Here is a 21,068-nt window from a genome sequence, read left to right as displayed (position 1 = left end):
CCGTGCCAGTGACTACAGGTGTCGTCAAGTGCCGGATGGAGGGTGCCGACGAACGGTAGGCGGCGCAGTGGACAGCCCGTGGGCCTTAAACCTTTTCGCCCCGGCCCGCATCCAAGCCTTCGAGCTGCCGCAGTCCGCCGTGGCATCGCGCCCGCCTCGCCAAGGACCCACCGCATGCGTTCCACCCGTCGCGTGATCATGATCGTCGCCCTGTTGTTCCCGCTGGCCGTGCACGCCCAAGCCGGCAACGTGGACACCGCCAACCAGCAGACCCGGCAGTTCATCGGCCAGACCATGGATGCGCTGCGTATTCCCGGGCTGCAGATCGCCGTGGTCCAGGACGGGAAAGTGGTGCTGTCCGAAAGCCACGGGCTGGCCAATGTCGAGAACAAGCTGCCGACCACGCGCGCCACGCGTTTTCCGCTCAACTCGGCGACGAAGTCATTCACCGCGGTGGCGATGATGCAGCTGGCCGAAGCAGGCAAGGTGAACCTGGATGCGCCGATCTCGGCCTATCTCGCCGACCTGCCCGACGCGTGGCGCGGGGTGCGGGTGCGCCAGTTGCTGGCACATACCTCAGGACTGCCGGACATTCTGGATGCACAGGGCCTGCTCGGCGGCGGGACCGAGGCGGCCGCCTGGACCGCCGTGACGCAACGCCCGGTAGACGCTGCGCCCGGCACCCGCTTCACGTACAACCAGACCAACTACGTGCTGCTGGCACGAATCATCGCCGCACAGTCCGCGATGCCGTACGACCGCTACGTAGCCACGCGCCAGTTCGATCTGGCCGGGATGCCGTCATCCACGTTCGGCGACAGCTACGACCTGATCGCCAACAGCACCACGATCTACAGCTGGTTCCCGCGCCGCACCGATGCGCCGGACGCCGCGCCACGGCTCTCGCACTGGTTCTACGACATGCCCCCCGGGCTGTGGGCTGGCGGCGGCATGCTGACCACTGGCGACGACGTCGCGCAGTGGCTGGTCGCGTTGACCGGCAACCGCTTGGTCAACGCCGCCAGCACCCGCCGGATGTGGACCCCGGAACGGCTCGATGACGGCAGCGACGGCGCATGGGGGGCCGGCTGGGCGGTGCTGCAACGTGCACCGCAGCGCCAGGTGGCCGGCATGGGCGGGGCACGCTCGGCCTTCATCGTCTACCCCGACCAGGGGCTGGCCATCGTGGTGCTGACCAACCTGGTCGGGGCCAACCCGCAGACCTTCATTCCACGGATCGCCGCGTTCTACGGCGTGGACGCGCCCGCGCCGGCGATCAGCCGCGCGGCCCGCCCATCACCGGCAGGATCACGCCGCTGATGTAGCTGGCGGTGATCGGCGAGGCGAGGAAGACGTAGGCCGGCGACAGCTCTTCCGGCTGCGCCGGACGGCCCATGTCGCTGTCCTGGCCGAACTCGGCTACATCCGGCGCCTTCTTGTCGGCCGGATTGAGCGGGGTCCAGACCGGGCCCGGGGCGACCGCGTTGACCCGGATGCCACGTGGCAGCAGCTGGCTGGCCAGCGCCTTGGTGAAGGCATGGATGGCGCCCTTGGTGGCCGAGTAGTCCACCAGCGATTTGCTGCCGAACAGGCCGGTCTCCGAGCCGGTGTTGATGATGCTCGCGTCTTCGCCCAGGTGTGGCAGCACCGCGCGCGCCATCTGGATGTAGCCGCCGATGTTGGTCTGCAGGGTTTCCTGCAGGTGCTCGTCCTCGAGGTCTTCCAGACGATCGCAATGCAGCTGGAAGGCCGCGTTGTTGACCAGGATGTCGACACCGCCGAAGGCCTTGACGACCTGCTTGACGGCCTTGTTGCAGAACGCCGGATCGCGCACGTCGCCCGCGATCACCACGCAGCGGCCACCTTCTTTCTCGACGTGCTCGCGGGTGATCTTCGCGTCCTTCTTTTCATCCAGGTGCAGTACCGCCACATCCGCCCCTTCGCGGGCGAACAGCACCGCCACCGCGCGGCCGATGCCGGAGTCGGCGCCGGTGATGATCGCGCGCTTGCCCTTGAGCTTGCCGCTGCCCTGGTAGTCCGGCGCGAGGAAACGCGGGGCCAGCTGCATCTCGTGTTCGTTGCCCGGTTTGGCCAGCTGCTCGGCCGGCATTTTTTCCGGCTGGCGGCGCGTGCCCGCTTGGGTGGCCTTTTTGGCGGCCTTCGTGGTGGGCGCCTTCGCGGCCTTCTTCGCCGCACGCGCGTCCTTGGCCTTTTCCTGGTCCTGCAGACGGCGCTGGCGGGCCGCCACGCGCGCAGCGCGCGGATCGGTGGCGGCGGCCTTGCGGGTCGCGGTTTTGACGACCGGGGTACGGGCGCGTGGTTCGGCCGCCGCGGCAGCCGCCTCCGCCGGACGCGGACGCTTGCGGGAAGTGGGGGTCTTGGTGGTCTTACGGGTTTTGGCCGTGGCCATGTTCGACTCCTGTTGCCGGATCAGATGCGTGGGTCTCACGCGGGCGCATGTTCGTCGCGGCGATGGCCGCCGTGGAATGCGCAGCCCCACTATGGTCAACCCGGCGGCCAGGGACGGTGAATGGAGCGTGCCCACACCGTGTAGAGATTCATGCGCCGCATACGGGCACCGATGCACCCTGAGCGCAATTCCCATGGAGTGCGTCGCATGCTTCGTTACCTGTCCGCGGCTGTGGCCGTCCTTGCTTTGTCCGCCTGCAGCAGCACCCCTGTCGCGCAGGTCCAGCCGATCGACGGCGTCATTTCCGGCCAGTGCCACGTGGACAAGGTCCGCGGCGCCGTGGGCCTGGCGGCATCGCAAGCCACGGTCGAGCGTGCCCGCGTGGACAGCGACAGCTTGCAGGTCATCGTCGTGCGCAGCGAGCGTGCCGCAAGTGGCGCCACTGCCAGTGGCGCGGCCAATCCCACCCCGGGTGCAGAACAGGGCGGCGAACGGCTGACCATCGAAACCGGTCGTACCAACAACATCACCGCACTCTACTGCGGCTGACCGCTACGCTCATCCCGCGCGGGCACGCCGGACGGTGCGCCGCGCGGCCTTGAGCACTTTCAGCGTGGCCAGTTCCCACTGGCGCTCGCCACGCAGGCCGGCAAGGGCCTTCAATGAGCCGGCCCGCCAGCCATCGAATACGCAAGGATCGATATAGGCCTTGCGGCACACCGACGGTGTGTTGCCCAGCAGGTTGGCGACCTCGCATACCACCTGTTTCTGCAATGCTGCCAGCGCGCGCTCACTGGAGGGTTCGGGCAGCTCGGTCACGGCAAGCTGACGGATCGCCTCCAGCGTGCCGCCCCAGGTGCGGAAGTCCTTGGCGCTGAAATCCTCGCCCATCGCATCGTGCAGATAGTCGTTGACCATGCCCGAGTCCACCGGTTGGACCGCGCCATCGTCATCGCGATACTGGAACAGCGCCTGCCCGGGCAGCTGCTGGCAGCCACGGATCAGCTTGACCAGTTCGCGGTCATCCACATCCACCTCATGCGCCTGCCCGGACTTGCCCCGGAAGCGCATCTGCGCCCGGCCGCCCTTGACCAGCGCGAGGTGGCGGTTGCGTAGCGTGGTCAGCCCGTAAGAGCGGTTGTCACGTGCATAGACTTCATTGCCAACGCGCACCAGCGTCTGTGCCAGCAGCGCCACCACGATCGCCAGCACCTTGTCGCGTGGGAAGCCGGGCAGCTTCAGATCGCGGCGCAGGCGCCGGCGCAGCGTGGGCAGGGCGGTACCAAAGGCAATGATGCGATCGAACTTGCCATCGCCCCTCACCCGCGCCCAATCGGCGTGGTAGCGGTACTGCTTGCGTCCGCGCGCGTCCCGCCCAGTGGCCTGCAGATGGCCGTTGGGCAGTGCGCAGATCCAGACATCGGTGTACGCCGGCGGGATCGCCAGCGCGCGGATCCGGGCCAGGGTGGCGGCATCGCGGACCGTCGCGCCATCGGCATCACGGTAGGCAAAGCCCTTGCCGGCCTTGCGGCGGGCAATGCCCGGCAGTTCATCGCTGACATAGCGCAGGCCGGCCTGGCGGGCGGCGGCGGCTTCGGGGGTAGTGGTGCGGCTCGGGCTCATGGACGCGGCGCGGATCAGGGAAACGCAGTGTTACCGCTGCCGGTGCGGCGCCGCGTCAATAACGCAACACAAACACCTCACGCCGCGCTTGGCGATATCCTCCAGTGTTTACTGGCTCGCTTTCTGGAGTACCGATGTCGTCCCTGTCGTTCCGCCGCGTGCGGCGTTCTTTCGGGCTGATTGCCCTGTTCCCCGCCCTGCTGGTCCTCGGTGCGTGCAGCGCCCCGCCGATGGACGAGCAGGAGGCCGTCGCCACCCATGCGCAGAAGGCGGCCGAAGCCGCCGCCGCGCCGACCGACGAAGCCGGCAAGGCGACCGAAGCGCCGCCGGTCGGCAGCTGCGATGCCACCCAGGTGCAGAGCCTGGTCGGCCAGCCCTATACCGCCGAGCTCGGCAGCCAGGCCCAGCAGGATGCCGGCGCCACCAGCGTGCGCGTGCTCAAGCCGAACGACATGACCACGATGGAGTTCATCGGCGAGCGTCTGAACGTGGAAGTGGATGCCAAGAACGTGGTGGCCGGCGTCCGCTGCGGCTGAACAGGCGACGGAGAAAACCCCTGAAACACAGGGGTTTGGTTGCGCCTGCAACCGTGTATTGCGGCGTTGCAGCAACTATGCTCTAGTCGAGTCATCCGGTGCCTCCAGATGCGCTCAACGGATTGAGCGGGGACGAGTGTCGCCGCTCACCCGACATTGAGGCAGAGATGGCCCCCCGCAACCGCCAAGGGCTTTACGACCCGCAAGATGAGCGAGATGCCTGTGGTTTCGGCATGGTCGCCCAACTCGACGACCAGCCGTCCCGACTGCTGGTCGACACGGCTATCGCCGCACTCTCGCGCATGACCCACCGCGGCGGCGTCGCCGCCGACGGTGTCACCGGTGACGGCTGCGGCCTGTTGCTGCGCCGTCCCGACGTGTTCCTCAAGGCGCTCGCCGTCGAGGCCGGCCTCACCCTTGGCGCGCGGTTCGCCGCCGGCGTGGTGTTCCTGCCGCACGACCCCACCGACGCACAGGCCTGCCGCGACACGCTGGAACAGCAGCTGCGCGACGCCGGCTGCCAGCCGGTCGGCTGGCGCGTGGTGCCCACCGACCCCAGCGTCTGTGGCCAGCTCGCCCGTGACACGCTGCCGCATATCGAGCAGGTGTTCGTCGATGCCGGTGCCACGCAGGACGAGGCCGCCTTCACCCTGGCCCTGTTCCTGGCCCGCCGCCGCAGCGAGCAGCAGCTGCGCGAGCACGCCGATTACTACGTCACCACGCTCAGCCCGAATGCGATCAGCTACAAGGGCATGGTGCTGCCGGACAAGCTGAGCCGCTTCTACATGGATCTGCAGCGCAACGATCTGGCCTCCAGCGCCATCGTGTTCCATCAGCGCTTCTCCACCAACACGCTGCCGCGCTGGCCGCTGGCGCATCCGTTCCGGATGCTCGCCCACAACGGCGAGATCAACACCATCGAGGGCAACCGCCGTTGGGCGCAGGCGCGCAGCAAGGTGTGGAAGACCCCGCGCTTCGACATCGGCGAGTTCGACCCGGTGATCTCCATGCATGGCTCGGATTCGCAGAGCCTGGACAACATGCTGGAGCTGATGGTCAGCGCCGGCATGGACCTGATCCAGGCGCTGCGCATCCTGGTGCCGCCGGCGACCCAGTCGCTGGAGTTCAAGGACCCCGACCTGGCCGCGTTCTACGAGTTCTACGGCCTCAACAGCGAACCGTGGGACGGCCCGGCCGGCATCGTGGCCTGCGATGGGCGCTATGCCGCCTGCACGCTGGACCGCAACGGCCTGCGCCCGGCGCGCTGGATGCTCACCTCCGACCGCCACTTCCTGGTCGCCTCCGAAGCCGGTGTGTGGGAAGTGCCGGCCGAGCGCGTGGTGCGCAAGGGCAAGCTGGGGCCGGGCGAGATGATGGCCATCGACCTCAAGCGCGGTGACCTGCTCGACTCGGACGCCATCGACCGCATCAACCGCGGCCGCGCACCGTACAAGCAGTGGCTGCAGCAGGGCGTGACCTACCTGCAGACCGAGCTGATCGATCCGTCACTGGTGGAAGAGCCGTTCGACGAGCGCACCCTGCGCAGCTATCACAAGCTGTTCCAGCTAAGCACCGAGGAAGTGGAGCAGATCCTGCGGCCGCTGGCCGAAACCGAGCAGGAAGCCACCGGCTCGATGGGCGATGACACGCCCATGGCCGTGCTCAGCCAGCACAGTCGCCCGCTCTACGACTACTTCCGCCAGGCCTTCGCGCAGGTCACCAACCCGCCGATCGATCCGCTGCGCGAAGACTGCGTCATGTCGCTGTCCACCCAGCTCGGCAAGGAAACCAACATCTTCCATGCCGGCGCGGAGACGGTGAACCACGTCATCCTCAATTCGCCGGTGCTCAGCCAGCGCAAGCTGCGCCAGCTGATCAAGATGGAGCAGTACGCCGACAAGAACCGGCTGATCGATCTGTCCTACAGCCTGGACGAAGGCCTGAAGGCGGGCATCGAGCGCATCTGCGCCGAGGCCGAGGCGGCGGCCCGCGAGGGCATCGTGATGCTGCTGCTGAGCGACCGCTACCCGGTCGCCGACCGGCCGATGGTGCATGCGTTGCTGGCCACCAGCGCGGTCCACCACCACCTGTCCAACGCCGGGCTGCGCTGCGACGTCAACCTGATTCTGGAAACCGGCACCGCGCGCGACGCGCACCACATGGCCTGCCTGCTCGGCTTCGGTGCCACCGCGGTGTACCCGTACCTGGCCTACCAGACCCTGTTCGACCTCGGCCGGCGCGGCATCCTGCAGCTGAGCAAGGGCGGCGAGCAGTCTCAGATCGGCCGCCGCTACCGCAAGGGCATCTACAAGGGCCTGTCCAAGATCATCTCCAAGATGGGCATCTGCACCGTGGCCAGTTACCGCGGCGCGCAGCTGTTCGAGATCGTCGGCCTCGATGACGAGGTGGTCGACCTGTGCTTCCCGGACACCGCCTCGCGCGTGGCCGGCGTGGGCTTTGCGCGCCTGGACGACGAAGCCCGCGAACTCACCGTGCGTGCCTGGAACGACCTGCTGCGCCCGGATGTGGGCGGCGTGCTGAAGTACGTGCACGGCGGCGAATACCACATGTACAACCCGGACGTGGTCATGACCCTGCAGCGTGCCGCGCGCAGTGGTGATGCCGCGGACTGGCAGCGCTACTGCGAGGCCGTGCACGGCCGCCCGGTGTCGGCGCTGCGCGACCTGCTGCAGCTCAAGGCCGCGCCCACGCCCACGCCGCTGGACGAGGTGGCCCCGGCCGAAGACCTGTTCCGCCGCTTCGACACCGCCGCCATCAGCCTGGGCGCGTTGTCGCCCGAGGCGCACGAAGCGCTGGCCATTGCCATGAACCGGCTCGGCGGCCGCAGCAACTCCGGCGAAGGCGGCGAAGACCCGGTGCGCTACGGCACCGAGAAGCGCAGCAAGATCAAGCAGGTGGCCTCGGGCCGCTTCGGCGTCACCGCCGAGTACCTGGTCAACGCCGAGGTGCTGCAGATCAAGGTCGCCCAGGGCGCCAAGCCCGGCGAAGGCGGCCAGCTGCCCGGCCACAAGGTCAATGAACTGATCGCGCGGCTGCGCTATGCCAAGCCGGGCATCGGCCTGATCTCGCCGCCGCCGCACCACGACATCTACTCCATCGAAGACCTGGCCCAGCTGATCTACGACCTCAAGCAGGTCAATCCGACCGCGCTGGTGTCGGTGAAGCTGGTCAGCCATGCCGGCGTCGGTACCATCGCCGCCGGCGTGGTGAAGGCCGGCGCCGACCTGATCACCGTGTCCGGCCATGACGGCGGTACCGGTGCCAGCCCGGTCAGCTCGATCCGCTATGCCGGCGTGCCGTGGGAACTGGGCGTGGCCGAGTCGCACCAGGCGCTGGTGGCCAACGACCTGCGTGGGCGCACCCTGCTGCAGACCGACGGTGGCCTGAAGACCGGCCTGGACGTGATCAAGGCCGCGCTGCTGGGCGCGGACAGCTTCGGCTTCGGCACCGCGCCGATGATCGTGCTGGGCTGCAAGTACCTGCGCATCTGCCACCTCAACAACTGCGCCACCGGCGTGGCCACCCAGGACGAGCGCCTGCGCGCGCAGTACTTCACCGGCCTGCCCGAGCGCGTGGAGAACTTCTTCCGCCTGCTGGCCGAGGAAGTGCGGGGCTGGCTGTCCTACCTGGGCGTGCGCTCGCTGGACGAGATCGTCGGCCGCACCGACCTGCTGCTGCAGCTGGAGGTCTCGCCGCGCCCGGGCGTCAAGGTGGATCTGTCGCGCCTGCTCAACCCGGCCGAGTACGCCGGCAGCCACTGCGCCGCGCAGCGCCTGTACGAATCGCCGGACAGCCTGGCCACGCAGATGGACGGCCTGCTGGCCCCGGCCATTGCCGGCAAGCTCGGCGGTGAACACCGCTTCCTGATCCACAACACCGACCGCTCGATCGGCACCCGCCTGTCCGGTGAGATCGCGCGCACGCACGGCAACCAGGGCATGAGTGATGCGCCGCTGACGCTGCGTTTCCGCGGTACCGCCGGGCAGAGTTTCGGTGCGTTCAACGTGGGTGGCCTGCAGCTGGAAGTGGAAGGCGAAGCCAACGATTACGTTGGCAAGGGCATGGCCGGCGGCCGACTGGTCGTGCGCCCGCCGCGTGGCGCGCGCTTCGAAGCACGCAACACCGCGATCATCGGCAACACCTGCCTGTATGGCGCCACCGGCGGCGAGCTGTTCGCGGCCGGGCGTGCCGGCGAGCGCTTCGGCGTGCGCAACTCCGGCGCGCTGGCGGTGATCGAAGGCGCCGGTGACCACTGCTGCGAATACATGACCGACGGCATCGTGCTGGTGCTGGGCAAGGTGGGCCTGAACTTCGGCGCCGGCTTCACCGGCGGCCTGGCCTACGTGCTGGATATCGACCGCGATTTCGTGGACCGCTACAACCACGAGCTGATCGACATCCACCGCATCTCCGCCGAAGGCTTCGAGAACCACCGCCAGCACCTGCATACGCTGATCAGCCGCCACCGCGAGCTGACCGGCAGCATCTGGGCGCAGCAGATCCTCGATGAATTCCGCGATTACGTCGGCAAGTTCTGGCTGGTCAAACCGAAGGCGGCCAGCATCGAATCGCTGACCGAATCCCTGCGCCGCGCCGCCTGACCGGGGTCACGGCGCCAGCCCCACGCCGGCGCTGTACATCCCACCGCTGTAGTGCCGGCCGCTGGCCGGCAACCTCAAATCGTAGTGCCGGCCGTTGGCCGGCAACTCACCACCGCAGGGCCCACCGATGAGCCGCAAGCAAGCTTTCCAGTTCCTCGATCTGCCCCGGACGATGCCGCAGCGCATCCCGGTCGAACTGCGCACCTCCGGCGACTGGGGCGAGCTGTACGGCAAGTTCGGCAAGGAAGACGCGCAGTTCCAGGCCGGCCGCTGCCTGGACTGCGGCAATCCGTACTGCAGCTGGAAGTGCCCGGTGCACAACGCGATCCCGCAGTGGCTGCAGCTGGTACAGGAAAACCGCATCCACGAAGCGGCCACGCTGTGCCATTCAACCAACCCGCTGCCGGAAGTGTGCGGCCGGGTGTGCCCACAGGACCGCCTGTGCGAAGGCAGCTGCACGCTGGAGGAATTCGGCGCGGTCACCATCGGCGCCGTGGAGAAGTACATCGTCGATACGGCGCTGGCCACCGGCTGGCGCCCGGACATGAGCGCGGTGGAAGCCACCGGCAAGCGCGTGGCGGTGATCGGCGCCGGCCCGGCCGGGCTGGCGTGCGCCGACAAGCTGGCGCATGCCGGCATCCAGGCCGTGGTGTATGACCGCTACGAACAGATCGGCGGGCTGCTGCAGTTCGGCATCCCCAGTTTCAAGCTCGACAAATCGGTGATCAGCCGCCGCCGCAACGTGCTGGAGGGCATGGGCGTGCAGTTCCGCCTCGGCGTGGAGATTGGCCGCGATGTGAGCATCGATGCGCTGCTGGCCGAGTACGACGCGGTGTTCGTCGGCACCGGCGCGTACCGCTATACCGATGGTGGCCTGCTCGGCCAGGACCTCAAGGGCGTGCTGCCGGCGCTGCCGTTCCTGGTGCAGAACAGCCGCATCGTCAGTGGCAGCGATGCCCACGGCCGGCCGATTGCCGGCTGGGAAGACCAGATCGCCCTGCCCGACCTGGAGGGCAAGCGCGTGGTGGTGCTGGGCGGTGGCGATACCGGCATGGACTGCGTGCGCAGCGCGATCCGCCTGGGTGCGGCCAAGGTGACCTGTGCCTACCGCCGCGACGAGGCCAACATGCCCGGCTCGGCGCGCGAAGTGGCCAACGCCCGCGAGGAAGGCGTGCGCTTCCTGTTCAACCGCCAGCCGCTCTCGATCGAAGCCGGTGCGGACGATGAAGTGATCGGGGTGATGGTGGTGGAAACGCATCTGGACGAACCGGATGCCCAGGGCCGCCGCAACGCAGTACCGATCGAAGGCAGTGAATCGCTGCTGGAAGCGGACGTGGTGATCATCGCCTTCGGCTTCTCGCCGACTGCGCCGGCCTGGCTGACCGAACAGGGTGTGGAAGCCGGCCACAACGGCCGGATCGTGGCCGGTGGCAGCGGCCGCCTGCCGTTCCAGACCGCCCACCCGCGCCTGTTCGCCGGTGGCGATGCGGTGCGCGGTGCGGATCTGGTGGTGACGGCCGTGGCCGAGGGCCGCGATGCGGCCGGCAGCATCGTGCAGCTGCTTTCGGCGTAACGGCGCCCTACCGAAGCGCGCCTCTCAAGCGGCGCGCGGGACCGCAGGTACCGGCGTGTGACGCACGCCGGCGCGCTCGATCTCCAGTGCCATCAGCAGCTCGATGTTGTCCAGCTGGTCGCGGATGCGGCGGTTGCTGACCACATCATCGTGGCCGCGGCCCATATGCGCATCGAGCATGCGCGCCAGCCCGGCCAGCAGCACCTCGGCATCGGCCCGGGGCGCCTCGCGCAGCACCGTGGCCAGCGCACGGATGCGGCGGCCCGTCTCCGAGGCGGGCGATGATGAGGAGACGATGGGGGAACGGGGGAGGGTCATGGCAGGGGTTTCCTGATTGACGGACGACCACCACTGTCGGATACGGCCCCTCCCGAGACCATGCAACAACTACGAAACTGCGTGAAGACGCGTGATCTCCATCACTGTTCGATGCTTGCTTCTCCGCAACCTGAGCGGATTACACTGGCGCGGTCTTCCTCTGGACTGCCCTCATGCGCATCGGCTTGGCCGCGAACCGCCTGCATCACCACGACAAGCACGCCGCGCTGTTCCGCTGGCTGCGTGCCAGCGATACCGGCCTGCGCGAACTGGGCGTCGAGCTGCATGCGGTCGGGCGCACCTTCGATGCGGTCCAGCGGCTGGGCTTCCTGCAGGACTTCGCCCCGCTGCGCCGCTACCCCAACGGCCGCGAGGGCGGCCTGATGAAGCTGGTCGCCGAGGTGGTCGGGATGGGCACGCCGGAGCGCACGCTGGACGGCGCGATCTACCTGATGGACCCGGTCGATCCGTCCTCGGTCTTTCCCGAAGCGACCGCGCTCAAGCGCCAGTGCGTGATCCACGGTAAACCCTTCATCTCCACCGTCGCCACCGCGCGCGACTGGGTCGAGGTGGAGCGCCTGCATGCTGGCCTGGCGCCGGACCCGGGCGCCGATGACCTGCACGCCTTCGAACAGCACACGCTGGCCCTGATCGCGCATGACGCGATGAAGCCGGCGATGCTGGCCTTCGCCGATGAGCACTTCGCGGTGCTGTCGCGCTTCCGCCGCCGGGTCGGCACCGGCACCACCGGCCAGCGCCTCAACGAACTGGCCTGGAGCCGCGGCTGGCCGCAGGGCGAGGAATGGGTGACGCGCTACCAGAGCGGCCCGATGGGCGGCGATGCGCAGATTGCCGACCGCGTGCTGGAAGGCCACTGCCAGCGCGCGATCTTCTTCGAAGACCCGCACGTGGCCCGCCAGCACGAAGCCGACATCCAGCTGCTGGAGCGCGCGGTCACCACCGTGACCGACCAGGCCGTGTGCATCACCGCGCCACGGGTGGCGGCGCGCTGGGCGCAGGCCGCCACCGCCCGCGCCACCCGGTAGGTACCGACCGTTGGTCGGAACGCCAGGATCGCGGGGTTGGATGTCATGCGCAGCCGACCAACGGTCGGCTCTACGGGGTGGGGGTCAGCAGCTGCCGCAGCATGGCCTTCAACCGCCGTCCTTCGGCCTGAAAATAATCGCGCTCCTGCCGCCACGCCGGGAAGCGCTTCTCCACCTCCGCCCAGAACGCCGGCGAGTGATTGGCCTGGATCAGGTGGCAGAGCTCGTGCACCAGCACGTACTCGAACGCCGAAGGCCGCCCCAACACCAGGGCCAGATCCAGCGCCATGCTGCCGTCCGGGGCCAGCGAGCCCCATTGCGAGGACATCACCTTCAGCCGCAGCCGCGCCGGTGCACGCGGCAGGCCGGGCAGGTAACGCGGCAGCCACTGGCCGACATCGGCACGGGTCTGTGCTTCGTAGAACTCGCGCAGGGTGCGGCGCAGCGTGGCATCGGTCCCGCGCGTGGGCCAGTGCAGGCAGGCGCCCTGTTCGTCCACGCGGATGTTCGCGTAGCGGCCGGTTTCCCAGCGCAGCGGCAGCAGCTCACCGCGCAGCGGCAGCACCCCCGCCTCGCCGATCACCAGCGGTGGCGGCAGGTTGGTGGCCTGGTAGCTGCGCAGTTGTTCGGACAACCAGCCGCGATGCTGGTCGAGAAAACGCTCGCCCATCACCAGGCTGGCGCGCGGTGGCAGGGTCAGGCGTACGCCGCGCTCATCGACGCTGAGCTTGATCCGGCGCGCACGCGGATCGCGCACACGCAGGACATCGATCTCGGCATCCTCCAGGCGCAGCCGTACCGTATCGCGCTGCAGCGTGCTGACAGCCGGCGAAATCAGGCGGCGGAGGAATCCGGACATGGGTACAGCATAGCGCCGGCCGTGACCGGCGCATGACTGGGGACTGATCGGAACCGATCAGTCCGCCTTGCTCAGCTTGAACGCCTCTTCCAGCAGCAGGAACAGGCGGCGCACTTCGCCGCTCTGCAGGGCGAAACGGGCATCCAGTTCGGCGCGGCGGCCGTCATCGTCGGCGTGCTCGAGCTGGTCCAGCGCGCCATCCAGGAACTTCAGCTTGCGCACGATCAGGTCGTCGCCCAGCACGAAGGACAGGTTGTCCTCGAAGACCAGGGCCAGCTTGGTCACCTGCTTGCCGGCGTCCAGGTGCTTGTCGATCTCGTCGCAGCGCAGTTCCTGGTGCTGGCACTTGACCACCGCACCGCCCTCGGCCGGGTCCTTCATCTCGCACTCTTCGCCCAGGCTCAGCCCGGTCGGCAGGGTTTCGCCGGCGATCCAGCCGGTGAGGATCGAGCGCGGCGCCACTTCGGCGTTCAGCGGCATCGCCGGGAAGCTGCCGAGCAGGCCGCGGATGTCGGACATCATGTTCTCGCCCTTCTTGCTGCTCGAGCAGTCCACGGCGACGTACCCGTGGGTCAGGTCGATCAGCGCGTCGGTACGCGAGCTCTTCACGAAGGCACGCGGCATCAGCTCGTGCAGCAGATCGTCCTTCATGCGCTTGCGCTCGCGGCCGCCGGGCTTGCGGCCTTCCTTCTCTTCGATTTCCTCGAGCTTGCGCGCGAGCAGGTCGTTGACCACCGCGCCCGGCAGGATCTTGTCCTCACCGCCGACGGTCAGCCACAGCGCATCGCCGACGCGGTGCGAGAACACGGCCTTTTCTTCACGGCCGAACGGCGAGATGAAGCCGCGCGAATTCATTTCAAGCGGACCGACCGGCTTGAGCAGCACCTGCGGCAGCAGGGTGTCTACCTCGGAGAAATCGGTGGCGGTCGGGAAGCGGAACAGCGTCAGGTTGCGAAAGAACATGGACGTCCAGAGTAAGAGCGTGAAAGGGAGGGCGGGCGCACCGGCGTGGCTCAGGCCGGGCCGGGGGCGTCGCCGAGGTCGTGGGCAGTGCCGGCCCAGGCCGGCGGATCGGGCAGCGGGGCCGCCGCGGCGCGCCCCAGTGCCATGAAATCAAACAGGGCCGGATCGGCCAGCTGCGAGGGATGGATGTTACCCAGCGCGCGTGCGATCTGGTCGATGCGCCCGGGCTGCTCGCGCTCCCACTGCTGCAGCATCTGTTCCACCTGGCGGCGCTGCAGGGTGTCCTGGCTGCCACACAGCGTGCAGGGAATGATCGGGAACGCACGCGCCTGCGCGTAGGCGCTGATGTCTGCCTCGCCCACGTAGGCCAGCGGGCGGATCACGATGTGCTGGCCATCGTCGCTGCGCAGCTTGGGCGGCATTGCCGAGAGCTTGGCGTGGTGGAACAGATTGAGGAAGAACGTGGCCACGCTGTCATCGCGGTGGTGGCCCAGCGCGATCTTGGTGTAGCCGTGTTCGGCCGCATGCCGGTACAGCGCGCCACGGCGCAGACGCGAGCACAGCGAACACATCGTGCGGCCTTCCGGGATCACCCGGCTGACCACCGAATAGGTGTCCTGCTCGATGATCTGGAACGGCACACCGATCGAGGCCAGGTACGTCGGCAGCACCTGCTCGGGAAAGCCCGGCTGCTTCTGGTCCAGGTTCACCGCGACCAGCTCGAACGGTACGGGCGCTTTCTTCTGCAGCTGCAACAGGATGTCGAGCAGGGTGTAGCTGTCCTTGCCACCGGACAGGCACACCATCACTTTGTCGCCCGCCTCGATCATGCCGAAGTCGGCGATGGCCTGGCCGACCTGGCGCCGCAGCTGCCGCGCCAGCCGGTCCTGCACACCGCCGGGCGCACGCGGATCGCGGGCGCGCGGGACGGGATCGGGCAGGCGGATGACAGCAGCGCTCATGCACGCATTCTACCGGCTGCAACGCGCCCTCACAGGGGCCAGGAAGTGACTGCGTTCACTCCCGGCGGTCATCCGGGATGTGTATGCTCGGAGCTTGTGGACACCATGACACCCGCCGATATCACTGCCCGCCTTGCCGTCCTTCGGCAGGAGCATCGTGCGCTGGACGATCAGATCCTGCGCATGGCCGCCAACGGCGACGATGAGCTGGACGCCAAGCGCCTGAAGCGGCGCAAGCTGCAGTTGAAGGACTGCATCGCCAAGCTGGAAGACATGCTGATTCCGGACGAACCCGCGTAGAGCCTACCGTTGGTCGGCTGCCGTTCGCACCGATCACTGCCCATGTTCCGGGGGTAGAGCCGACCGTTGGTCGGCTGCCGTTCGTCCCGGCGACATGAACCCCTGTCATGTGGCTTCGGACGGTGGTCAACGTCGGTCAATCGGTGCACGCCGTGTTGCCTGGTCTGCGGACGCTTGTGCCGCGCTTGCGCGCGGGTACCGACCAACGGTCGGTACCTACGAATTGCTGGCGAACGCAATTAGATTCGGATACGTCCGGATGCGTCCGGATGCGTCCGGATGCGTCCGGATGCGTGCGGATACGTCCGGATGCGCCTCGGCGCATCCGCTTCCGTCAATCCGTGCTGACCGGCTCTTCCGGCTTGGCCGCTTCCGGGCTGACACGCTCGATGGTATGGCGCAGTTCGCGGCCGAGGATGAATTTCGCATCCTTTGCCCACGCGTCCAGGCGCGCATCGAACAGCAGCTTGCTGTTTTCATCGGGCCACACCAGGCGCAGTTCGCGCAGCTTCTGGATGAAACCGCGGAACAGGGTGCGGTCGAAGAACTCCGGCGCGGCCGGCGCATAGAGCAGGCTCAGACGCTGTGCAGCCTGCTGGCACAGGCTTTCCAGCTCGGCCGCGCCCAACGTGCCGGGGCCATTCTTCACCAGCACCGAGATCGCGATGTAATAGCGCTCGAACGCCTGCTGCAGCGAATGGCCGATCGCGCGCAGGCGGAAGACTTCGTCGGTCTGCCCGGTGTTGCGCGCCAGGATGCCGCCGTCGTCATCGTTGATGTTCTGCAGCAGCCCTTCGCGCACGAACACGTTGATGGTCTGCTCGATGCGCTGGGCGAACTCGTCTTCGGTCCACGGCAGGAACAGCTCGGCCTGCAGGAACGGATACACCGTGCGGCCCAGCTGGACCAGCCCGGTACGGCTCATGCGGCGGTTGTTCTGGAAGCAGCAGGCCACCCACGACGAGGCCGTGAACAGGTGGATGACGTTGTTGCGGAAGTAGCTCAGCAGCACCGCGGTGTCGCCGCTCACGCTGAGCACATCGCCCAGCGGGTGCTTGATGCGGGTGAGGACGTTGATCTCCTCGGCGTGGGCGATGATCCGCTCCGGCGAGTGCGGGGTCACCGTGACCCGGTCCGAGTACGGCATCTCGACCAGCAGGGTCTTGCACAGTTCGATCTGCGCGATCAGGTCCGCCTCGCCCATCGCATGCTTGGGCGTGGACAGCAGCGCCAGCGCGAGCAGGTTGATCGGATTGACGTCGGCCGCGCCGTTGATATGCACCTGGATACGTTCGGCCAGGTGATCCACCGTGCCGGACAACCACGAGGGCTTCTCGTCCTCGCCGACCGGTTGGCCGTTCCAGTCCGGCGCACGCTGGGCGAGCACGTCGTTGAGCGCGATCGGCTCGCCGAAGTTCACCACGACCTGGCCGTAGTTCTGCTTGAGCACCTTCGGGATCGACCACAACAGCGACCAGATCGATTCCTTTTCCTTCGGCCGCCCGGACAGTTCGTCCAGGTAGCTGCCGCCTTCCATCAGCTTTTCATAGCCGATGTAGACCGGCTGGAACAGCACCGGCTTGCGCGGCTGGCGCAGGAAGGCGCGCAGCGTCATCGAGATCATGCCGCCCTTGGGCTGCAGCAGGCGCCCGGTGCGCGAGCGGCCGCCTTCGACGAAGTACTCGATCGAGTAGCCGCCGGCGACCAGCTGCGCCACGTATTCGCTGAGCACCGCCGAGTACAGCGCGTTGCCACGGATCGAGCGGCGGATGAAGAACGCACCGCCCTTGCGCAGCAGCGTGCCGACCACCGGCAGGTTGAGATTGATGCCGGCCACGATGTGCGGCGGCACGATGCCGCGGTCGTACAGCAGGTAGGACAGCAGCAGGTAATCCATGTGGCTGCGGTGGCTGGGCACATACACCACTTCGTGCCCGGGCGCGGCCGCCTTGAACTTGTCCAGGTGGTGGACCAGCACGCCGGCATAGATGCGGTTCCAGACATGGCTGAGCATGAAGCTGGCCGAGCGCACCACGGGACTGGAGTAGTCCGCGGCAATTTCCCACGCGTAGGCGTGGGCTTTTTTCCAGGCATCGGCCGGCTTGGAGTTGTCGCGCTTGGCCTGTGAGGCGATCGCTTCGCGCACGGTGTCCGCGTCGAGCACCTTGTCCACCAGCAGGCGGCGGGTCGACAGATCCGGCCCGATCACCGATTCGCGGATGCGGCGGAAATGGGTGCGCAGCACGCGCTGCAGCTTGCGCACGGTGCGCTCGGGGTCCAGCCCCTCATCGACCGTGGTGCGCAGCGAGATCGGCGGGGCAAAGCGCACGATCGTGCTGCGGCCGTTGAGCAGCACCGCCAGCAGGCGACGGAAACGACCCACCAGGGCCCAGTTTTCCGAGAACAGCACCGCGAACCAGCCGCTTTGCTTGTCCGGCGCGCGGCCGACGAAGATCGACACCGGCACCAGGTGCACGTCCAGCTCGCCGCGGGCGCGGTGCGCCTGCAGGACCTTGGCCAACGAGTCCGAGTGGGTCTTGGCACCACGCTGCTCGGGGATCAGCGAGTTGCTGCTGCTCCGGCGCGACAGGGCCAGGTAGGCGCGCTTGCGCCCGGTCGGGTCACCGGCGATCGGCACCAGCGGCGAGGGCAGGCCGGCTTCGCGGCAGGCCTTGTCCAGGATCAGCGCGTTGGACAGACCGTAGTCCTCCAGCACGTAGACCACCGGGCGGCCGTCGTTGTACTGGCCGGGGTGCTCCGGTTCGATCTTCAGCGACAGCCACGGCTCGACCAGACGGCCGAGCAGGCGCGCCCACCACGGCGGGCGACCGCTGGGGGGGCGGGTGCCGGGCACGATCGCGGACGGCGCAACAGTGGACGGCTCCGCCTCGACGGCAACGGCCTCCACGGGCGCGCCAGCGGCCGGTGGAACCGGGGCGGCAGCACCGTCGGACGGCACGGTATCGGGCGACGAGGACGTAGCGTCCGGCGTCTTGGGCGGCTCTTCGCCGGGGAAAGGCAGGGGATTCTGGTTCGGCATCGGCTTCATTATGGCTTAGCCGGTGCAGAAGCACCGTCCTTGACCGTCGCAGCCGCCTCTGCTTCAGCGGCCTGGCGGGCATCATGTTCAGCTTGCGCGGCGTCGGTGGCCTGCAGCAGCGCATCGGTGTCTTCCAGCGTGCGGGTCACATACCAGTGCCCGTCGCGCCGTGTCATCCGCACCTGGGCGTCGATCTGCTCGCCGGCCAACGTGTACTGGATGCGCACCACGGCATCGTCGCCCAGCTCGGACGTCAGCTCGCCACGCAGCTCGGTCAACGCCGCGTCCAGCGACAGCCCGTAACTGGCCAGCGCGGTCTTGAAGGCCTTGATGAAGGGGCCGAGGCGACGCAGGCTCTCTTCCATGCCCGCGGCCTGCAGTTCGGCATCCGTGGACAGCCCCGCAGTGCGCGCGGTAGCGGTGAGCAGGGTGATGGTCGTCTTTGCCCGCTGCTTGTCGGTCAGTGGCGCCGCGGCGGCCCAGCGGCTGAGCGCCTTCACCACCTGGGTGTAATGGGCGCGCTCGCTGTCGCTGTACTCGCTCTGGTTGCTCAGGTACTGCTCGCCGAACAATCCCATCGAGTGGGCCGCCTGGCGGACCTGCGTGGCCTGACCGGCGATCTGGGTATCGAACGAGCGTTGCAGCCGCTGCGGCGCATCCGGCCGCGACAGCGCGGCCAGCATCGGCAACAACTGCCCATCCAGTGGCAGCTCGGTCAGCGGCCAACGGCTGTGCCCCTGGCGCCAGGCGCCCTGCAGGCGGGCGTACTGGGTGGGCGGCACCGCTGCCTTCGCGTAGCCGACCAGATCGTTGTCGGCGACCCGCTGCGCCAGTTGCTGCAGGGCCGCGACCGGCTCGGACGCCGGTGCATCCGGATCGATCTGCTTGTCCCTGCAGGCACTGAGCAGCACCAACCCGCACAGGGCCAGCGCCAACGCCTGCCCTCGGTACTGCCACGGCTTCAACGACATGGACATGAATTCGGACTCCCCGGACCGGTCCGCATCTTGCGGCCTGTTCGGTGACAGCGGCAAGCCGGCAGACCTGCCGACCCTGCGCTCGGTGCGCAAGCCCTTGAATGTACAGAAAAACCGCGTGTGACGGAGCGTCCGGCCCCGTCACCGCCTCAGCGCGCGGCGAGCGCCTGGGCGATCTCGGCCTGGAGGGCGCGCGCGGCGGCCTGCGGGTCGCTGGCGAGCCGGATCGGGCGGCCGACCACGATCGCATCGGCGCCGTCGGCAAAGGCCTGGGCCACGCCGACGGTGCGCTTCTGGTCATCGCCGACCGGCCCCCCGGGGCGGATGCCCGGGCAGACGATCGAGAACCCGGCGCCGGTGGCGGCGCGGATCGGCCCGGCCTCCTGGCCGGAGGCGATCACCCCGTCGATGCCGGCGGCCTGGGCGGCGAGCGCGCGTTCCACCACCACCTCGACCGGCTCGCGGTCGATGCCCATCTGGGCCAGGTCGCTGCGGCCCATCGAGGTCAGCACGGTCACCGCCAGCAGGCGCATGTCGCTGCCGTTGGCGGCCGCGCAGGCCTCCATCATCGCCGGGTGCCAGCCATGGATGGTGGCGTAGCTCACCGGCCACTGCGACAGGCGCTTGATCACCGCCGCGGCGGTGGCCGGGATGTCGAAGAACTTGAGATCGACGAACACCCGCTTGTCGCGTGCGGCCAGTGCATCGAGCACCTCGAAGTACTCGCCGGAGGCCAGCAGTTCCATGCCGATCTTGTAGAACGACACGGCATCGCCGAGACGATCGACCCAGGCCAGCGCATCGTCGCGGCCGGGCACGTCGAGCGCGAAGATCAGGCGCTCCTCGTCCCGCAGCGGCAGCGGCGCGCGGCTCACGGTGCGTAATCCAGCGCGGCGCGCTTGGCGTCGTGGCGGGCCTGGCGCGACTGGCTGTAATCGTTGTTGAACTGCGCCGGCTCGAAGCCGCCGTAGGTCGGGTTGGGCAGCATCCACCAGCGCTCGCCGAACCAGTCGTGGTACTGCTGCAGCAGCGCGTCGCGACCGTCATTGGTGTTGGCGGTGACTTCCACGAAGTCGCCCAGCTGGTCGCCGAACTGCATCAGCACGCGGTACTTCTGGCCGGCCAGGCGGCGGCGGCAGTTCTTCTCGCTGCCGGCCTGCTCGCAGCCGTCCACCACGGTGCCCAGGCCGAGGAACACGCTGTCATCGGCCACCGGCAGGCCCTGCTCGCGCAGGTTGGCCAGGGTGGCCTCCTTGAGGTGGACGGCGCGGTTGGAGATGTACAGCAGGGTCACGCCCTTGGCATTGGCGGCCTTGGCGAAATCGACCACGCCCGGAATCGCCTTGGCCTTCTTTTCAGCCACCCACTGGTCCCAGCTCAGCTCGTCGTATTCCTTGCCATCGCGCACCAGGCGCGCCTGGTAGGGCGAGTTGTCCAGCACGGTTTCATCCACATCCAGCACCACGGCAGGCTTCAGGCCCTTGGCGGCATTGCCGCGTTCTTCAGGCACCAGCGCGTCCCAGTTGGGCTCCTTGAGTGCCTTGTCCAGGTGATCGGCCGCCGAACGGTAGGTCTGCTCGGTGATTGCCCGGTACTCCTGCGAACGCTGCATCCACAGCACCGCGTTGAGGTTGTCATTGGCAGCCACGGCGGCATCGCCGGTGGCGACCGGCGCGCTCGCCGCGGCAGCGGCCGCCGGCGGGGCGGCATCGGCCGGGGTTTCAGTGCGCTTGCAGGCACTCAGTGCCAGCACGGCACAGGCAAGCACGGACAGGGAAACAGCACTACGACGCATGGCATTCACCGGCAACAGATTCGCGCCAGTTTACCGGCTTGTCC

Annotated in this window: 18 protein-coding genes; 8 read left to right on the top strand and 10 right to left on the bottom strand. The window is 68.2% G+C overall.

The window, feature by feature from the left end; genetic code table 11:
- Positions 1–174: 174 nt before the first annotated feature.
- A complete protein-coding gene (locus ABE472_RS02415; RefSeq protein WP_346465329.1) occupies positions 175–1,320 on the top strand; it encodes a serine hydrolase domain-containing protein in 1,146 nt (381 codons plus the stop codon).
- Here ABE472_RS02415 and ABE472_RS02410 read toward each other — a convergent pair.
- The gene (locus ABE472_RS02410) at positions 1,277–2,410 is read right to left on the bottom strand and encodes an SDR family oxidoreductase (protein WP_346465327.1); all 1,134 of its coding nucleotides are present in this window, start codon (positions 2,408–2,410) and stop codon (positions 1,277–1,279) included. The two genes, ABE472_RS02415 and ABE472_RS02410, sit on opposite strands and share 44 nt — an antisense overlap.
- 207 nt (positions 2,411–2,617) lie before the next feature.
- On the opposite strand from ABE472_RS02410, the gene ABE472_RS02405 reads away from it, so the two are divergent.
- Positions 2,618–2,959, top strand: a complete 342-nt coding sequence (locus ABE472_RS02405) for a hypothetical protein (RefSeq protein WP_313211186.1) — start codon at positions 2,618–2,620, stop codon at positions 2,957–2,959.
- A gap of 9 nt (positions 2,960–2,968) precedes the next feature.
- Here the strand turns inward: ABE472_RS02405 and ABE472_RS02400 are convergent, their stop codons facing one another.
- The gene (locus ABE472_RS02400) at positions 2,969–4,033 is read right to left on the bottom strand and encodes a DNA topoisomerase IB (RefSeq protein WP_313219829.1); all 1,065 of its coding nucleotides are present in this window, start codon (positions 4,031–4,033) and stop codon (positions 2,969–2,971) included.
- Between the two features lie 134 nt (positions 4,034–4,167).
- On the opposite strand from ABE472_RS02400, the gene ABE472_RS02395 reads away from it, so the two are divergent.
- The 3 genes from ABE472_RS02395 to ABE472_RS02385 all read left to right on the top strand — a co-directional run bounded on the left by ABE472_RS02395 (position 4,168) and on the right by ABE472_RS02385 (position 10,764).
- Positions 4,168–4,569: an I78 family peptidase inhibitor gene (locus tag ABE472_RS02395; RefSeq protein ID WP_313211184.1), complete on the top strand. Its 402-nt coding sequence runs from the start codon at positions 4,168–4,170 to the stop codon at positions 4,567–4,569.
- Between the two features lie 167 nt (positions 4,570–4,736).
- Complete coding sequence (gltB, locus tag ABE472_RS02390) at positions 4,737–9,191, top strand: glutamate synthase large subunit (RefSeq protein ID WP_346465325.1); 4,455 nt, start codon at positions 4,737–4,739, stop codon at positions 9,189–9,191.
- Positions 9,192–9,318: 127 nt separating this feature from the next.
- The gene (locus ABE472_RS02385; protein ID WP_313211182.1) at positions 9,319–10,764 is read left to right on the top strand and encodes an FAD-dependent oxidoreductase; all 1,446 of its coding nucleotides are present in this window, start codon (positions 9,319–9,321) and stop codon (positions 10,762–10,764) included.
- A 24-nt stretch (positions 10,765–10,788) separates the two neighbouring features.
- Here ABE472_RS02385 and ABE472_RS02380 read toward each other — a convergent pair whose 3' ends face one another.
- Positions 10,789–11,082, bottom strand: coding sequence for a hypothetical protein (locus ABE472_RS02380; protein ID WP_313219827.1), 294 nt, complete (start codon positions 11,080–11,082; stop codon positions 10,789–10,791).
- A 173-nt stretch (positions 11,083–11,255) separates the two neighbouring features.
- Between ABE472_RS02380 and ABE472_RS02375 the strand changes: the two genes are divergently transcribed.
- A complete protein-coding gene (locus ABE472_RS02375; RefSeq protein ID WP_346465323.1) occupies positions 11,256–12,128 on the top strand; it encodes a methylglyoxal synthase in 873 nt (290 codons plus the stop codon).
- Positions 12,129–12,198: 70 nt separating this feature from the next.
- Here the strand turns inward: ABE472_RS02375 and ABE472_RS02370 are convergent, their stop codons facing one another.
- From ABE472_RS02370 to ttcA, 3 genes are read right to left on the bottom strand one after another with little or no spacing between them, the layout of a single operon-like run.
- Complete coding sequence (locus ABE472_RS02370) at positions 12,199–12,987, bottom strand: SprT family zinc-dependent metalloprotease (protein ID WP_313219826.1); 789 nt, start codon at positions 12,985–12,987, stop codon at positions 12,199–12,201.
- A gap of 57 nt (positions 12,988–13,044) precedes the next feature.
- Positions 13,045–13,950, bottom strand: coding sequence for a recombination-associated protein RdgC (locus tag ABE472_RS02365; RefSeq protein WP_313211178.1), 906 nt, complete (start codon positions 13,948–13,950; stop codon positions 13,045–13,047).
- Positions 13,951–14,000: 50 nt separating this feature from the next.
- A complete protein-coding gene (ttcA, locus tag ABE472_RS02360; RefSeq protein ID WP_346462759.1) occupies positions 14,001–14,912 on the bottom strand; it encodes a tRNA 2-thiocytidine(32) synthetase TtcA in 912 nt (303 codons plus the stop codon).
- Positions 14,913–15,008: 96 nt separating this feature from the next.
- Here ttcA and ABE472_RS02355 point away from each other — a divergent pair, with 96 nt between their 5' ends.
- The gene (locus ABE472_RS02355) at positions 15,009–15,212 is read left to right on the top strand and encodes a DUF465 domain-containing protein (protein ID WP_313211176.1); all 204 of its coding nucleotides are present in this window, start codon (positions 15,009–15,011) and stop codon (positions 15,210–15,212) included.
- A 334-nt stretch (positions 15,213–15,546) separates the two neighbouring features.
- Here ABE472_RS02355 and plsB read toward each other — a convergent pair whose 3' ends face one another.
- Both plsB and ABE472_RS02345 read right to left on the bottom strand, forming a co-directional pair.
- Positions 15,547–18,261: a glycerol-3-phosphate 1-O-acyltransferase PlsB gene (gene plsB, locus ABE472_RS02350; protein ID WP_313210639.1), complete on the bottom strand. Its 2,715-nt coding sequence runs from the start codon at positions 18,259–18,261 to the stop codon at positions 15,547–15,549.
- Positions 18,261–19,229, bottom strand: coding sequence for a hypothetical protein (locus ABE472_RS02345; RefSeq protein WP_346465320.1), 969 nt, complete (start codon positions 19,227–19,229; stop codon positions 18,261–18,263). Before ABE472_RS02345 ends, plsB begins: the two co-directional genes overlap by 1 nt.
- On the opposite strand from ABE472_RS02345, the gene ABE472_RS02340 reads away from it, so the two are divergent.
- Entirely contained in the window at positions 19,228–19,353 is a 126-nt protein-coding gene (locus tag ABE472_RS02340; RefSeq protein ID WP_313210635.1) for a hypothetical protein, read from the top strand. The two genes, ABE472_RS02345 and ABE472_RS02340, sit on opposite strands and share 2 nt — an antisense overlap.
- A 25-nt stretch (positions 19,354–19,378) precedes the next feature.
- On the opposite strand, the gene pyrF is transcribed toward ABE472_RS02340, so the two are convergent.
- Entirely contained in the window at positions 19,379–20,104 is a 726-nt protein-coding gene (pyrF, locus tag ABE472_RS02335) for an orotidine-5'-phosphate decarboxylase (protein WP_313210633.1), read from the bottom strand.
- Entirely contained in the window at positions 20,101–21,024 is a 924-nt protein-coding gene (locus tag ABE472_RS02330) for a 5'-nucleotidase, lipoprotein e(P4) family (protein ID WP_313210631.1), read from the bottom strand. Before ABE472_RS02330 ends, pyrF begins: the two co-directional genes overlap by 4 nt.
- Positions 21,025–21,068 lie beyond the last annotated feature (44 nt).

The sequence above is a fragment of the Stenotrophomonas sp. TWI809 genome (assembly GCF_039673205.1).
In the GTDB taxonomy this organism is placed as follows: Bacteria; Pseudomonadota; Gammaproteobacteria; order Xanthomonadales; family Xanthomonadaceae; genus Stenotrophomonas.
Note: the sequence above shows the minus strand (reverse complement) of the source record. Positions and strands in the feature narration are given on the sequence as shown.

Bases quoted from the DNA above. Each gene is read 5' to 3' on its own strand.
- ABE472_RS02415 (WP_346465329.1), top strand. From the start codon at position 175: ATGCGTTCCACCCGTCGCGTGATCATGATCGTCGCCCTGTTGTTCCCG.
- ABE472_RS02410 (WP_346465327.1), bottom strand. From the start codon at position 2,410: ATGGCCACGGCCAAAACCCGTAAGACCACCAAGACCCCCACTTCCCGC.
- ABE472_RS02405 (WP_313211186.1), top strand. From the start codon at position 2,618: ATGCTTCGTTACCTGTCCGCGGCTGTGGCCGTCCTTGCTTTGTCCGCC.
- ABE472_RS02400 (WP_313219829.1), bottom strand. From the start codon at position 4,033: ATGAGCCCGAGCCGCACCACTACCCCCGAAGCCGCCGCCGCCCGCCAG.
- ABE472_RS02395 (WP_313211184.1), top strand. From the start codon at position 4,168: ATGTCGTCCCTGTCGTTCCGCCGCGTGCGGCGTTCTTTCGGGCTGATT.
- gltB (WP_346465325.1), top strand. From the start codon at position 4,737: ATGGCCCCCCGCAACCGCCAAGGGCTTTACGACCCGCAAGATGAGCGA.
- ABE472_RS02385 (WP_313211182.1), top strand. From the start codon at position 9,319: ATGAGCCGCAAGCAAGCTTTCCAGTTCCTCGATCTGCCCCGGACGATG.
- ABE472_RS02380 (WP_313219827.1), bottom strand. From the start codon at position 11,082: ATGACCCTCCCCCGTTCCCCCATCGTCTCCTCATCATCGCCCGCCTCG.
- ABE472_RS02375 (WP_346465323.1), top strand. From the start codon at position 11,256: ATGCGCATCGGCTTGGCCGCGAACCGCCTGCATCACCACGACAAGCAC.
- ABE472_RS02370 (WP_313219826.1), bottom strand. From the start codon at position 12,987: ATGTCCGGATTCCTCCGCCGCCTGATTTCGCCGGCTGTCAGCACGCTG.
- ABE472_RS02365 (WP_313211178.1), bottom strand. From the start codon at position 13,950: ATGTTCTTTCGCAACCTGACGCTGTTCCGCTTCCCGACCGCCACCGAT.
- ttcA (WP_346462759.1), bottom strand. From the start codon at position 14,912: ATGAGCGCTGCTGTCATCCGCCTGCCCGATCCCGTCCCGCGCGCCCGC.
- plsB (WP_313210639.1), bottom strand. From the start codon at position 18,261: ATGAAGCCGATGCCGAACCAGAATCCCCTGCCTTTCCCCGGCGAAGAG.
- ABE472_RS02340 (WP_313210635.1), top strand. From the start codon at position 19,228: ATGAATTCGGACTCCCCGGACCGGTCCGCATCTTGCGGCCTGTTCGGT.
- ABE472_RS02345 (WP_346465320.1), bottom strand. From the start codon at position 19,229: ATGTCCATGTCGTTGAAGCCGTGGCAGTACCGAGGGCAGGCGTTGGCG.
- ABE472_RS02330 (WP_313210631.1), bottom strand. From the start codon at position 21,024: ATGCGTCGTAGTGCTGTTTCCCTGTCCGTGCTTGCCTGTGCCGTGCTG.